This window comes from Mesorhizobium sp. M0751, assembly GCF_040320265.1.
GTDB lineage: Bacteria > Pseudomonadota > Alphaproteobacteria > Rhizobiales > Rhizobiaceae > Mesorhizobium.
Map to the genome: position 1 here is coordinate 130,218 of NZ_JAMYPH010000004.1, position 14,721 is coordinate 144,938.

At 62.8% G+C, this 14,721-nt stretch carries 9 protein-coding genes; 2 read left to right on the forward strand and 7 right to left on the reverse strand.

The genetic code is table 11. The features are described 5' to 3' along the window. Positions 1–220: 220 nt before the first annotated feature. Positions 221–2,590: a trimethylamine N-oxide demethylase gene (locus NKI19_RS08355; protein ID WP_352489491.1), complete on the forward strand. Its 2,370-nt coding sequence runs from the start codon at positions 221–223 to the stop codon at positions 2,588–2,590. A gap of 456 nt (positions 2,591–3,046) precedes the next feature. Further along, positions 3,047–4,756 (forward strand): trimethylamine N-oxide permease, encoded by a 1,710-nt coding sequence (locus NKI19_RS08360; RefSeq protein WP_352489490.1) that lies wholly within the window; start codon positions 3,047–3,049, stop codon positions 4,754–4,756. 212 nt (positions 4,757–4,968) lie between these two features. On the opposite strand, the gene NKI19_RS08365 is transcribed toward NKI19_RS08360, so the two are convergent. The 7 genes from NKI19_RS08365 to NKI19_RS08395 all read right to left on the reverse strand — a co-directional run bounded on the left by NKI19_RS08365 (position 4,969) and on the right by NKI19_RS08395 (position 14,576). Further along, positions 4,969–6,462 carry an aldehyde dehydrogenase family protein gene (locus tag NKI19_RS08365; protein ID WP_352489489.1) on the reverse strand — a complete coding sequence of 498 codons (1,494 nt, stop codon included), beginning with the start codon at positions 6,460–6,462 and terminating at the stop codon, positions 4,969–4,971. 325 nt (positions 6,463–6,787) lie between these two features. After that, positions 6,788–9,922 (reverse strand): efflux RND transporter permease subunit, encoded by a 3,135-nt coding sequence (locus NKI19_RS08370; protein ID WP_352489488.1) that lies wholly within the window; start codon positions 9,920–9,922, stop codon positions 6,788–6,790. Positions 9,923–10,128: 206 nt separating this feature from the next. Further along, the gene (locus tag NKI19_RS08375; RefSeq protein ID WP_352489487.1) at positions 10,129–11,277 is read right to left on the reverse strand and encodes an efflux RND transporter periplasmic adaptor subunit; all 1,149 of its coding nucleotides are present in this window, start codon (positions 11,275–11,277) and stop codon (positions 10,129–10,131) included. A 62-nt stretch (positions 11,278–11,339) separates the two neighbouring features. Further along, a complete protein-coding gene (locus NKI19_RS08380; protein WP_352564783.1) occupies positions 11,340–11,948 on the reverse strand; it encodes a TetR/AcrR family transcriptional regulator in 609 nt (202 codons plus the stop codon). A 245-nt stretch (positions 11,949–12,193) separates the two neighbouring features. Beyond that, positions 12,194–13,834 (reverse strand): acyl-CoA synthetase, encoded by a 1,641-nt coding sequence (locus tag NKI19_RS08385; RefSeq protein ID WP_352564785.1) that lies wholly within the window; start codon positions 13,832–13,834, stop codon positions 12,194–12,196. 178 nt (positions 13,835–14,012) lie between these two features. Next, positions 14,013–14,276, reverse strand: a complete 264-nt coding sequence (locus NKI19_RS08390) for a type II toxin-antitoxin system RelE/ParE family toxin (protein ID WP_352489484.1) — start codon at positions 14,274–14,276, stop codon at positions 14,013–14,015. A 54-nt stretch (positions 14,277–14,330) separates the two neighbouring features. Continuing rightward, entirely contained in the window at positions 14,331–14,576 is a 246-nt protein-coding gene (locus tag NKI19_RS08395) for a type II toxin-antitoxin system ParD family antitoxin (protein WP_352489483.1), read from the reverse strand. Between the last annotated feature and the right edge of the window lie 145 nt (positions 14,577–14,721).

Here is a 14,721-nt window from a genome sequence, read left to right on the forward strand (position 1 = left end):
AACGCCGATAATTGGCGAAATCGTTGGTGACAGGATCTTTCTCCCCGTCACTATACGGGGAGAAATGCCCGGCAGGGCAATGAGGGGCAGGGCCGACGTCGGAAAGGTAAGGCCGAGCTGCCCCACCTTCACCTTGCCAACTCCGGCTCTTCTGCCCTATTCTTCCCGCTAAAATAATTTCACACACAGGCAAACTTGTTTCTCGGACCACAGGGTTGAGATGAGCCAGTCGCCCTACCCCGTAATCGCCGCCGGACCGCCGCGGCCGAGCCTGATCTTGCGGCCAGGCCAAATCGCGCTGCCGGCCGGGATGGAGCGCCATTCGGTTCAGGGCAATGGCGCGGTGCTGATCGAGATCGAGGCCGGGGATATGATCAGCGTGCGCAATGTCGAAGGCGGGCAGGCCTGCGAACTGCTGGTATGGGACAGCAGCGGCGTAACCGATCCCGGTATTCTCGGCGAAAAATCGAACAGCAATGCCGCCGGCATCAAGGCGCTGCTGGCCGAGGGCGACGACAGCCTCGCTTCCTTGCGCCGGGGGCTCGAGCGACGCCAGGTGCGGCTCGACCAGGCAAAGGCGGTTCGCGTCTTCGGCGGCGCCACCCCTGCCGGTACCGAACAGGCTTTTACCGTCGCCCGCGACGGGTCGATGCTCATAGCCGCCCCGGGCGGGCCGATGCTGGTCGACGGCCACGATACCGCGACGCCGCTCAGCGTCATCGTACGGCGCGCCACCATCCGCCCGGCGGCGAAATCCAGGCTTGCCGACCCGCTGGCCGATCCCGTGCTCGACCTGCGCGTCCATTCGGCGACGGCGGAGGCCTATTTCGTCAAAGCCGGCGACTATCTGCAGATCATCGATGTCGACGGGCGCCAATGTACAGATTTCCAGTGCTTTTCGGCGCGCAAGTTGGACAAGGGACGCGATCATCCGCTCGACGTGACGACGACGCGCACGCTGATGGGTTCGAGCTATCCAATGCCCGGCCTGCATTCGAAATATTATGACCAGGACATGGAGCCGCTGGTCGAGGTTATCCAGGACACTTGCGGCCGGCACGATGCATTCGCGCTCGCCTGCGCCGCCAAATATTACGACGACATCGGCTACCCCGGCCATCCCAACTGCTCGGAGAATTTCAACCGGGCGCTAGCCGACAAGGGTGTGACGCCCCGCGCCGGCTGGATGGCGATCAACTTCTTCTTCAACACGGCGATCGACGCGCATGGCGTCGTGGTTTCCGACGAGCCGTGGTCGCGGCCGGGCGACTATGTGCTGCTGCGCGCCTTGACCGACATCGTCTGCGTCTCGTCCGCCTGCCCCGACGATACGACGCCGGCCAATGGCTGGAACCTGACCGACATCCATGTGCGAACATATTCCGGCCAGCACAAATTCTCGCGAGCGATCGCCAGACGCATGACGCCCGATTCGGAACCGAAAATGACCCGCGAGACCGCCTTTCATTCGAGCTTTGCCAAGCACACCCGCAACTTCGTCGAGTACAAGGGCTATTGGCTGGCCAATTCCTTCGCCAGGCAAGGGCCGATCGACGAATACTGGGCCTGCCGGCAGGACGCCGTGATCATGGACCTGTCGCCGCTGCGCAAGTTCGAGGTCACCGGGCCGGACTCCGAGGCGCTGCTGCAATACACGCTGACCCGCGACATCAAGAAGCTCGGCGTCGGCCAAGTCGTCTATTCCGCCATGTGCTACGAGCATGGCGGCATGATAGACGACGGCACGCTGCTTCGGCTTGGCAAGGATAATTTCCGCTGGGTTGGCGGCGACGATCTATCCGGCGAATGGCTGCGGGAAACGGCGCAAAAACTCGGCCTCACCGTGCTGGTGCGCTCGTCGACCGACCAGATGCACAACGTCGCCGTGCAGGGACCGAAAAGCCGCGACATCCTGCGGCAGATCATCTGGACCTCGCCGCTGCAGCCGTCGATCGACGAGCTTGAATGGTTCCGTTTCGCGGTCGCCCGCATCGGCGGCGGCAACGGCATTCCGGTCGTGGTTTCGCGCACCGGTTACACCGGCGAGCTCGGCTACGAGATCTGGTGCCATCCGCGCGACGCCGAAAAGGTGTTCGACGCGATCTGGCAGGCCGGCCAGCCGCACGGCCTGAAGCCGATGGGGCTGCAGGCGCTCGACATGGTGCGCATCGAGGCCGGGCTGATCTTTGCCGGCTACGAGTTCTCCGACCAGACCGACCCGTTCGAGGCCGGCATCGGCTTTACCGTGCCGCTGAAGACCAAGATCGACGATTTCATCGGCCGCGAGGCGCTGATCCGGCGCAAGGAAAACCCGCAGAGAAAGCTGGTCGGCCTCGACATCGACGCCAATGTCGCGGTCGACCACGGCGATTGTGTGCATGTCGGCCGCGCCCAGGTCGGCGTCGTCACCTCCGGCATGCGCTCGCCGGTGCTGAACAAGACCATCGCGCTGGCCAGGCTCGACGTCGCGCATTCGGCGATCGGCACAGAGGTCGAGATCGGCAAGCTCGACGGCCACAGCAAGCGGCTGCCGGCGCGCGTCGTCGCCTTTGCCCATTACGACCCGCAAAAGACCAGGCCGCGCTCCTGATCGACGCTGCCCCTTCCAGGCGTTGGCACCGCCCCTCACCTGCCTGCCGGCATCCTCTCCCCGTACAGTGACGGGGAGAGGGGCGCTCATCGACGGTTTCGCCAATCACCAGCGTTGAAGAGATGGCGTCGACACCGCGGCCAGCCCCTTCTCCCCGTCACTATACGGGGAGAAGTGCCCGGCAGGGCGATGAGGGGCGGCGCCGACTTTCGGCGGCAGCCTCCAAGCAATGCCCACTTGCGCTGCCATCAGTCGTGAAAGCTCACGTGCTTCACAGCAATGTGCACAGCGTCACAAAGCGCTTGACGTGAAAGCGCGTTGGGTCAATCTTCACTGCTAAGAATAAAATACTACTGAGCGGAAAACGCCTGGGCCGGTCAACGTGAGCGTCGATGACGCCTCGCGAGATTGCGGCTGTTGCCGATGGGGAACATCAAAAATGGGGAATCCACGTAAATGAGCACGATAGTCACCACCCTGGTGCCGCCTGCCGAAGGGCAGCTGCACCGGAACATTGATTGGCGCGGCGCCTTCTGGGTGGCAAGCGGCGTTCCGGCCCTTGTCCTGTTTTCGATCGGCGGCATTGCCGGCACCACCGGAACGCTGGCCTTCATGATCTGGACCGCATCCATGATCATGGGCTTCCTGCAGTCCTTCACCTATGCGGAGATCGCCGGGCTGTTCCCGAACAAATCCGGCGGCGCCTCGGTCTACGGCGCCACCGCATGGTTGCGGTATTCCAAGTTCATCGCGCCGCTTTCGGTCTGGTGCAACTGGTTCGCCTGGTCGCCGGTGCTGTCGCTCGGCTGCTCGATCGCGGCGGCCTATATGCTCAACGCACTGGCGCCGGTGCCGCTGTTCACCGACACCTCGCCGGAAGTCGCCGCCTATATCGCGGCCCATGCCGGAACCAGCGCCGCCGACGCCATCACCGCAGTCACCGCGGCGGCGACGCCGGCGATCCGCAGCTGGACGCTCTACGGCCACACGCTTGGCCCGGTTTCCTTCACCTTCAACGCCACCTTCTTCATCGGTGCGGTGCTGATGCTGATCATCTTTTCGATCCAGCATCGCGGCATCCTGGGCACGGCCAATGTGCAGAAATATATCGGCCTGCTGGTTATCATCCCGATGCTGATCGTCGGCGTGGTGCCGATCGTCACCGGCCAGATCAACTGGACAAACTTCTCGCCGCTGGTGCCGCTTGCGGCAGCCTATGCGCCGGAGCCCGGTGCGTGGAACATCGCCGGCTGGACGCTGGTGCTCGGCGGCATGTTCATCGCGGCATGGTCGACTTACGGTTTCGAGACCGCCGTCTGCTACACCTCCGAATTCAAGAACCCGGGCACCGATACCTTCAAGGCGATCTTCTACTCCGGCCTGCTTTGCATGCTGCTGTTCATCCTGGTGCCGTTCACCTTCCAGGGCGTGCTCGGCTTGAACGGCATGCTGGCGACGCCGATCGTCGACGGCTCCGGCGTTGCCGATGCGCTGGCCGGCATGGTCGGCGGCGGACAGCTGATCCACAGCCTGCTGGTCATGCTGATGATACTGGCGCTGGTGCTCTGCATCATGACGGCGATGGCCGGCTCTTCGCGCACGCTCTACCAGGGTTCGGTCGACGGCTGGCTGCCGCGCTATCTCAGCCACGTCAACGAGCACGGCGCGCCGACGCGGGCGATGTGGACCGACCTGGTCTTCAACCTGATCGTGCTGGCCATCGCCTCGGCCGACGCGACGAGCTTCTTCTTCATCCTCGCCGTGTCGAATTGCGGCTACATCATCTTCAACTTCCTCAACCTCAATGCCGGCTGGATCCATCGCATCGACAATGGCCACATCGCGCGGCCATGGAGGGCACCGAGCTGGCTGCTCGGCCTCGGCGCTATCTTTGCCTATGTCAACGCGGTCTTCATGGGCGCCGGCGCCAAGGTCTGGAACCCGATGGCATTGTGGGCCGGGCTGATCACTGCAGCCTTGATCATCCCGGTGTTCTGCTTCCGGCATTACATCCAGGACAAGGGCAAGTTCCCCGACCATATGCTGGCCGATCTCGGCATGAGCTCGTCCGACCTTACGGTGCGAAAGGCAGGCATGCTGCCCTATCTGACGCTGGTCGCCGGCGTCGCGGTGATGCTGCTCGCCAACTGGCTGTTCGTCATCTGAGGCTTGCCTTGAGGGATCGGGTGCGCCATGCGCCCGATCCCCTGCCGGAACATCGAGACGCCCGGCACGTCGATTATTTGAGGCATAGCCCTATTTTGTTCTTGCTTTGTGCCGGCAGCTATGCTACTAATTTGGTTATGGTGCTAACTGGCTCCAAAAGACCCGCCCCTCCAGGGCGGGTTTTTCGTTTCTGACCCTGTTTGGCGCAAGGCTCAGTCGATCTTGATGAACACGCCCTTGGTGTTGAGATACTCGTCGAGGTGCTCGGCGCCGCCCTCGCGGCCGTAACCGCTCATCTTGTAGCCGCCGAACGGCACGGCCGGATCGATGGCGTGATAGGTGTTGATCCAGACCGAGCCGGCGCGGATCTTGCGCGACAGCTGGTGGGCGGTGGCGAGATTTTGGGTGAAGACCCCTGCAGCCAGGCCGTAGGGCGTGTTGTTGGCCCGCTCGACCGCCTCGTCCAGGGTGTCGAACGGCAAGGCTGAAATCACCGGCCCGAAGATCTCCTCGCGGGCGATCTTCATCTCGTCCGAGACGTCGGCAAAGACAGTCGGAGCGACGAAATTGCCGGCGGCAAGCGCGCCTTCCACAAGCCGGGTGCCTCCGGTGACGAGTTTCGCCCCTTCCGCGGTGCCGGCTTCGAGGTAACCAGTGACCCGCTGCAGCTGCTTTTCGGAGACCAGCGGACCGATCTCGGTCGCCGGGTCGATGCCGTCGCCGACCCTGAGACCCTTGGCATATGCCGCCAGCCGCTCGACGAACTCGTCATGGACGGCGCGTTCGACAAACAGGCGCGAACCGGCAATGCAGATCTGGCCGGAATTGGCAAACACCGACATCGCCGCCACCGGCACCGCTTTGTCGAGATCGGCATCGGCGCAGACGATGACCGGCGATTTGCCGCCGAGCTCCAGCGAGACGCGCTTGAGATTGCCGGCCGAGGCCCGCACGATCGACTGGCCGGTTGCCGTCGAGCCGGTGAAGACGATCTTGTCGACGCCCATATGCTCGGCGAGTGCCGCGCCCGCCTCCGCGCCGGTGCCGGTGACAATGTTGACGACGCCGTCCGGCACGCCGGCCTCGTTCATGATGTCGGCGATCAAAAGTGGCGTCAGCGGCGCCTCTTCCGACGGTTTCAGCACGATGGTGCAGCCGGTCGCCAGCGCCGGGCCGATCTTCCAGATCGACGCTGCCGTCGGTGCGTTCCACGGGATGATGGCGCCGACGACGCCGACCGGCTCCTTGCGGGTGAAGGAGACGATTTCGCCGGGCAGCGAGTTTTCGATCGTCTCGCCGTGCAGCGCCGTCGCCATGCCTGCATAATAGCGCAGCATGCCGATGACGCGGTTGCGATTGGCGCGGGTGCGCACGATCGGCATACCCATGTCGGTGGTGTCGGAGAGGCTGATCTCTTCCCAGTGCTTTTCGAAGAGGTCGGCGATCCTCAGCAGCAGCACCTGCCGCTCATAAGGCTTGAACCGGCTCCACGGGCCCTCGAACGCATTGCGGGCAGCAGTCACCGCCAAGTCGACGTCCTGGCGGTCGCCGCGCGGCACCGTGGCGATGACCGCGCCGGTGGCGGGGTTGCGGCTCTCCATGGTCCGGCCGGAGCGGGCATCGACCCAGCCACCGCCGACGAACATCTGGCGATGGCGCCCGTCGATCGGCAGCCGCAGCGGTGCCTTTGTCTGAGCCATGGTCATGACGGTCCTCCAACCAAGCACGCTAGTCTCTGTTGGGTGATCTGTAACGAATTTGTTGGTATCGCCAAGAGGCGTGATCGGTATCACGCCAAGTGGAATCGCTTCAGACCAATTGTCGATCTCGGCGCCGCCCCTCATCGCCCTGCCGGGCACTTCTCCCCGTATAGAGACGGGGAGAAGGGGCTGGCCGCAACCTCAGTGCCCTTTTGCAGCGCTGGACATTGGCGAAATCCTGGCGAGGCGTCCTTCTCCCCGTCACTATACGGGGAGAAGATGCCGGCAGGCAGATGAGGGGCGGCGCCAACCTGCGCGATTGCCTCGACCGCTATTCGGCCGCCAGGGCCAGTTGCGGCCTTTCGTTCTTTTCTTCCGTCTCGGCCGCCTGCTCCACCACCTTCTTGGGCTCCCTGCCGAAGAACAGCGCATAGGCTGCCGGCAGGACAAGGATGGTCAGCACCGTGGCGACGAGAATGCCGCCCATCATGGCATAGGCGAGCGGCCCCCAGAAGACGCCGCGCGAGATCGGGATCAGCGCCAGCACCGCGGTCAACGCCGTCAGCACGATCGGCCGGAACCGGCGGACCGCCGAGCCGATGATGGCCTCGGAGCGCTCCACGCCGGCGGCGATGTCCTGGTCGATCTGGTCGACCAGGATGATCGAGTTGCGCATGATGATGCCGAGCAGGGCGATGACGCCGAGGATGGCGACGAAGCCGAACGGCGCGCCGCTGATCAAAAGTGCCGCCGCCGCGCCAATGATGCCGAGCGGACCGGTCGCCAGCACCAGCATCGCCTTGCCGAAGTGCTGCAGCTGGATCATCAGCAGCACGACGATGACGGCCAGCATGATCGGCGCTTTCGCCGCGATCGAGGCCTGGCTTTCGGCCGCATCCTCGGCGCCGCCCTGGATCTCGATCTTGTAGCCGGGGGCGAGGCCGGCGCGCAGGCCCTGCATGTCGCTGTACATCTTCATGGCGACATCGTTCGGCTGCACGCCGTCCGGAAGCGTGGCGCGTACGCTGATGGTCGGCAAGCGGTCGCGCCGCCATTCAACGCCTTGCTCCAGCACCGGGACGATCTTGGCGACCTGCGACAGCGGCACGGAGCCACCGAAATCGGTCGGGATATAGACGGAGTCGACCGCCGACAGCAGGTGACGGCTTGCCTCCGGTTCGCGGGCGACGATCGAAACCGTCTCCTCGCCGTCGCGGAAGTCATCGAGCGGTGCTCCCGACATGCTTGCCTGCAGCATCTGGCGGATGCGCTGCGAGGTGACGCCGAGCGCACGGGCGCGATCCTGGTCGATCACCAGCTTCATCGCCGGGACCGGCTCCAGCCAGTCGTCGTGGATGGCGCCGAGCAGCGGATTTGCCTGGAACTTCGCCTTCACCTCGTCGGCGATGCGGCGCACCTCCTGGCGATCCGGACCCATGACGCGCATCTGCACCGGCCAGCCGGTCGGCGGACCGAGGAACAGGCGATCGACCTTGGCGCGGATCGATGGGAAATCCTCGGCCAGGATGGTGCGCAGCTTGACGATCAGCCGCTCGCGGGCCGGTTCGTCATTGGCCATCACCAGAAGCTGGGCGAAGTTCGGATTGCGAAGCTGTTGGTCGAGCGGCAGGAAGAAGCGCGGCGCGCCTTCGCCGATATAGGTGGCGATGAAGCGCTTGTCCTTGTCGTCCATCATCCTGGCTTCGAGCGCCTTGGCCTGCGTCTCGACCTCCTTGATGCTGGTGCCTTCCGGCAGCCAGAGATCGACGAGGATTTCCGGACGCGACGATTGCGGGAAGAAATTCTGCGGGATGAACTGGAACGCCCACAGGCTGGTGGCAAACGTCATCAGCGTCATCACCAGGACGATGATGCGATGGCGCACCGCCCATGCAACGGTCGAGCGAAGACGGCGGTAGAAGTTCGTGTCGAAGACATCGTGATGGTTGCCGGCGTGCTTGCGCTGCTTCAGGATCATGTGGCCGAGCCATGGCGTGAAATAGACCGCCGCGAACCAGGACACGATCAGCGCGATGCCGACGACGTAAAACAGGGTGCGCACATATTCGCCGGCGGTCGAGGCAGCGAACCCGACGGGGATGAAGCCGGCTGTGGTGATCAGCGTGCCGGTCAGCATCGGGAAGGCGGTCGAGGAGTAGGCGAAGCTCGCCGCCTCGACCTTGACCAATCCTTCCTCGAGCTTTCGCTCCATCATTTCGACGACAATCATCGCGTCGTCGACCAAGAGGCCAAGGGCGATGATCAGCGCACCGAGCGAAATGCGCTGCAGGTCGATACCGAGCTCGTACATGATGGCAAATGTAGCCGCCAGGACCAGCGGAATGACGATCGCGATCACCAGGCCAGAACGCCAGCCGATCGACAGGAACGAGACGAAAAGCACGATCAGCAGCGCTTCGCCGAGCGCTTCCATGAACTCGCTCACCGCCTCTTTCACAACGTGCGGCTGGTCGGAAATCTGATTGACCGAAACGCCATAGGGCAGCGCCTCTTCGAAGCGCTTGTAGGTTGCTTCGACGTCCTTGCCGACGTCGGTGACGTTGAAGCCCTTGGCCATGACGACGCCGAGCTGGACGCTGTCGTGACCGTTGAAACGGTATTTGCGCTGGTACGGATCCTCGAGGCCGGAGGTCACGGTGGCGATGTCGCCGAGGCGCGTCACCTGGTTGCCGGCGCGCAGGCGAAGCTCGCGGATGTCGGCCGCCCTGGTGACATCGCCCTCGACCGAAATGCGCACCGAACGCTGGCCGGTGTCGACCGAACCTGCCGGGTCGACGTTGTTCTGGCCTCGGATCGCATTCTGCAGGTCGGTCAACGTCAGGCCGCGTTCGGCAAGCGCCTTGGATGAAACGTCGATGTAGAGTTTTTCCGGCTGGTCGCCGATGATCACGGCCTTCTCGACGCCAGGCGTCGTCAGCAGCATGTCACGCGCCTGGATGGCGAATTTCTTCAGCTCGGGATAGCTGTAGCCGTCGCCGCTGATCGAATGCAGGGTAATGAACGTGTCGCCGAATTCATCGTTGAAGTAGGGCCCGAGCAGCCCCTGAGGCAGCTCATTGGCGATATCGCCGACCTTCTTGCGCACCTGATAGAAAGCATCGGCGACCTGTGCGGGATTGGTATCGCCCTTGACCTGCAAGGTGATGATGGCGCTGCCGGCGCGGGTGTAGGAGCGAACGAAATCGAGATGCGGCGTTTCCTGCAGCTTGCGCTCGATCTTGTTGACGACCTGGTCCTCCATCTCCTTGATCGAGGAGCCTGGCCAGATCGCCTGGACGACCATGACGCGGAAGGTGAAATCGGGGTCTTCCTTCTGGCCCATGCGCATCAGGCCGAGCGCACCGGCGACGATGATCAGCCCGAACAGGAAGCGGGCAATGCTCGGATGGCCGATTGCCCAGCGCGAAAGATTGAAAGACCGCTTTTCATTGGTGTCGATGGTCATCGGCGTCAGTCCGTTTCAATTTGATCAAGAGAGCACGCGCTTTCGCATGCCCAAGGAACTTCCGATGTGGGCTTCCGGGCGGCGGGGCTTTCCGAGTCGAGAGATCTACATCGCGGTGGGACGCGAGGATCGACGTGGGGGTTACATCGACCTGAGATCTCGACAATCGGGCGCCTGCCGCCCGGAAACCGTGAATTGCCTGGCCGTCAGCGCAAGCGCCTTGCAGCGTCGTCGGCCGATGCCGACTGTTGCGCTGCATCACCGGTCAGCTTGACTTTCAGATTCTCGGTCATGAACTGCGTGCCGGCGGCGACGACCACGTCGCCCGGCTTCAGCCCGTCGGCGACACTGACCCCGTCGGGGGTGAAGGCGGCGACCTTGACCGGATGCGCATGGACGGTCCCGCCATTGCGGTCGACTGTCCAGACGATCGATTGGCTGTCCTTTTGCGCCAACGCGGCCAGCGGGATCGACACCAGCTGCTGCCGGTTGTCCGCCGCGGCTTCGATGGAGGCGGTCATGCCCAGCAGCACGCGCGGATCGTTGGGCAGGCTGACGCGAACGGCAAAAGTGCGCGATTGCGGATCGGCGCTGCCAGCGACTTCGCGGACCTTGCCGTCGAGCGTCAGCGCCTCATCGGACCAGAAGCCCGCCTTGACGGTCTTGCCCGGCTTGAATTCGGCGATATCGGTTTCCGGAACGGCGATCAGGACTTCCTTCTCGCCGTCGATGGCAACGGTCACCACCGGCGTGCCGGAGCCGACCACCTGGCCGACATCGGCGGCAACGGCAGTGACGATGCCGTTCTTGTCCGCCTTGAGATCGGTATAGCGGACCTGGTTCTGGGCCTGGGCAAGCTGCGAGCGGGCGGAATCGCGCGTGGCGACCGCCTGGTTATAGGCGAGCGTCGCCTGCTCGAGCTGCGACTTCGGCGCGAAATTCTTGGCGTAGAGCTGTTCGGCGCGCTTGCGCGTCAGCTCGACTGTCTCGACCTGACGGTCGGCGGCATCGAGGCTGGCCTGAGCGCTTCTCACCGAAAGCTCGTAGTCGGTGGGATCTATGCGGGCGAGAACGTCGCCGGGCTTGACGCGGTCACCGATGTCGACAAGGCGCTCGGTGATCTTGCCGTTGATGCGAAAGCCGAGATTCATCTCGGTGCGGGCACGCACCGATCCGGAATAGGAAAGCTGCCGGGTATCGCTCGCCTTGGCGATCTCGACCACCTTGACCGGGCGGATGATCTCGGTGACCTCGGCTTTCTCCTGCGAGCAGCCGGCGAGGCCGAGAGCGGCAACGATAATCAGTGCCAGGCCGGCGGCCGGTCGCCTGTAGGTGATGGACTTGGACAAAGACACTTTTCGTACTCCCGAACTATGGGGATGAATTCTCGGAATCGCCGCCCGACGGGCGGCAACGGTCATTTCTTCAAGCCTCTGATGGCAAACTCTGTCAGCTCGTCCGGCGTCGCCCGGTTCTTCTTGGCGAGGCACTGGGCCATCATCTGCGGATGGCAGAGGCTGATGATGGCGGCGCCGAAGCACCGGGAAGCGATCACCGGATCCTGATCGATGAACTCGCCGGTGGCGATGCCCTCGCGGATCACTTCCGCGACCAGTTCATGGATGCTGTCGATGTGCTTTTCGATGACGTGCCAGTCGCGCTCGATGGCGACGATGACCATCTCGTGCACCTTCTCCTGGTCGATCATGGTCTCGAGCGTCCACTGATAGTGCGTATGCACATAGCGGCGGAGTTTTTCGCTGGCCGTGCCGGGGCCATGGCAGGCTTCGTAGGTCAACCGATAGCAGGTCTCGAGCATACGGCCGCAAACTGCTTGGTGGATTTCGACCTTGGAGGCGAAGAAGCGATAGATGTTGGCAGTCGACATGCCGAGTTCGCGCGCTATGTCGGCGACGTTGGTCTTGCCGTAGCCGTAGTGGCGGAACAGTCGCTCCGCGCAATCCAGGATGCGCGTGACATTTTCCTGGCGGGCAGAATCGGCGGTGGTGTCTAGGGTTTCAAGCATCTCGTTGGCCAATTTACGAATGACGAATTTAGAATTTCGTCACTCGTAAATTGAAAACCATCACCTGTCAAGGCGCGATTTTCGCCAGCCGGTGCCCCTGATGACAGATGGTGACATCTCTGGACGGAGTTGGCCCATGAAACGCATGTGGTTTCCGCCGGGCGCGCCTGCAAGCCGCCCGTCTTTTTTCGCGAAGAATCTTGAAAAGATGCTTTCCGAAATCGGTTCCGTTTTCGGATCAGGCGCTAAGGCTGCTTTGCCATCTCCCGCAGCCGGAACTTCTGGATCTTGCCCGTCGAGGTCTTCGGGATTTCCGCGAAGATCACCGCTTTCGGCACCTTGAAGCGGGCGAGCAGCGCGCGGCAGTGCTCGATTACCTCCGCCTCGGTCGCCGCCTTGCCCGGCTTCAGCTCGACATAGGCGACCGGCACCTCGCCCCATTTGTCGTCGGATCGGGCGACAACGCCGCAGGAGCCGACGGCGGGATGCTTGTAGAGCGCCTCCTCGACCTCGATCGAGGAGATGTTCTCGCCGCCGGAGATGATGATGTCCTTGGAACGGTCCTTGAGCTGGATGTAGCCGTCCGGATGCATGACGCCGAGGTCGCCCGAATGGAACCAGCCGCCGGCGAAGGCCTCGTCGCTCGCCTTGCGGTTTTTCAGATAGCCCTTCATGACGATATTGCCGCGGAACATCACCTCGCCGATCGTCTCACCGTCGGCCGGCGTCTCTTGCATCGTCTGCGGGTCCATCACCGTCAGGCCTTCGAGCGCGGCATAGCGCACGCCTTGCCTGGCCTTCTTCGCCGCCCTTGCCCCTTTCTCCAGCCGGTCCCACTCGCCATGCCATTCGTTGACGACGGCCGGGCCATAGGTTTCGGTCAGGCCGTAGAGATGGGTGACGGCAAAGCCCGCATCGGCCATGCCCGACAGCACCGCCTCGGGCGGTGGCGCCGCGGCGGTATTGAAGGTGACGGTCTGCGGGAATTGCCGCTTGTCCTCGTCCCTGGCGTTGATCAGTACCGACATGACGATCGGTGCACCGCACACATGGGTGACGCCGTGATCGGCTATGGCGTCGTAGATCGGCTTCGGCCGCACCCAACGCAGGCAGACATGCGTGCCGGCCTGCACGGCAAGCGTCCAGGGAAAGCACCAGCCGTTGCAGTGGAACATCGGCAACGTCCACAGATAGACCGGGTGCTTGCTCATCCCGGCATGGATGGTGTTGGCATAGGCCATGAGTGCCGCACCGCGATGGTGACAGACGACGCCCTTCGGATTGCCTGTCGTGCCGGAGGTGTAGTTGAGCGAGATAGCATCCCATTCATCGTCCGGCATCGACCAGGCGAAATCCTCGTCGCCGTCGGCAACAAACGCCTCATAGTCCAGCGTGCCGATCCGCTCCCCCTTGGGATAGGGCGCATCGGCGGCATAGTCGGGATCGTCGTAATCGATCAACAGCGGCCTGACCTTGGCCAGCGTCAGCGCTTGCCGAACCACGCCGGCGAATTCGCGGTCGACGATCAGCACCTTGCTTTCGGCGTGATCGAGCTGGAAGGCAATGACGGCGGCGTCGAGGCGGGTGTTGAGCGAGTGCAGCACCGCCTTGGTCATCGGCACGCCGAAATGCGCTTCCAGCATCGGCGGTGTGTTGGACAGCATGACGGTGACGGTGTCGCCCTTGCCGATACCGCGCTTCGCCAGCGCCGAGGCAAGCCTCAGCGAGCGCTTCCAGAAATCGCGATAGGTCGTACGCTGGCGGCCATGGATGATGGCGGTCTGGTCGGGAAAGGTTTTTGCCGCCCGCTCAAAATAGGTCAGCGGCGTCAGCGGCTGATGGTTGGCCGGGTTTCGATCGAGGTCCTGTTCGTAGGAATTGCCCATCCCGTCCTCCCCAAATGAGTTATTAGGCCTTCTTACCACCTGGCTTTGAACACGGTGTAGGATTTGTGCATCGCCAGTCTGTCGCAACCGTCTTTCGCGATGCAAGCGCCCGCTGTTGGTGAATATCTCATCGAAGCCACCTCAGTGGTATGCGGCTTCGCCTATTTACCTGGGAACCCTACTCGCCTTCACCCTCTGGCCACAAAGCATCGATGTCCCGATGCCCTTCCACAATGTTCGCCACCTCGAAGAAATCGCTATTGTAACGGAAGAAAATAACATACCCCCTGAAAGCGAAACTTCGGACGGCCGGCCGGAGTTCGGGACGAGCACGACCGATCGTCGCGGGCAAGCTCGCCAGATCGCGGCATTTCTGGCGCAACGCATCCACAAAGCGCCGGCCGATCAACAGGCTTGCCGCTTTGGCTGGTGATGTATTCAAGGATATTGACCAAATCTGTCTGTGCTGACGGCAGCATGCGCAGCCGTGGCACCCCTAAAAGCCTTCCCTTGCGAGTTGCTTGGCCTTGCCTTCCAAGGCCGCGTCAATATCCTGCTCAGTGGCCTCGCCGCCTTCAGCAAACGACTTGTCCACCATGGCACGCAGCGCCTTCAACCTTTCCTCGCGTTCTTCGACCAGGCGTAGGCCCTCTCGCACGACTTCGCTGGCAGAGCCGTAGCGGCCGCGTTTGACAATATTGGACACGAAGGTTTCCCATCGCTCTCCCAACGATACGTTCATTCTCGGATCTCCTGTCTGATAAAATGGTACCGCAATAACAATAAATGTGCAATTACTGACATCGGCAATGCTCCCATGCCATATCATGCCTCCTCACTCAATTTGACTTTTGTCGAGAGCTGTGAATAATGTCAGCGAGGAGATG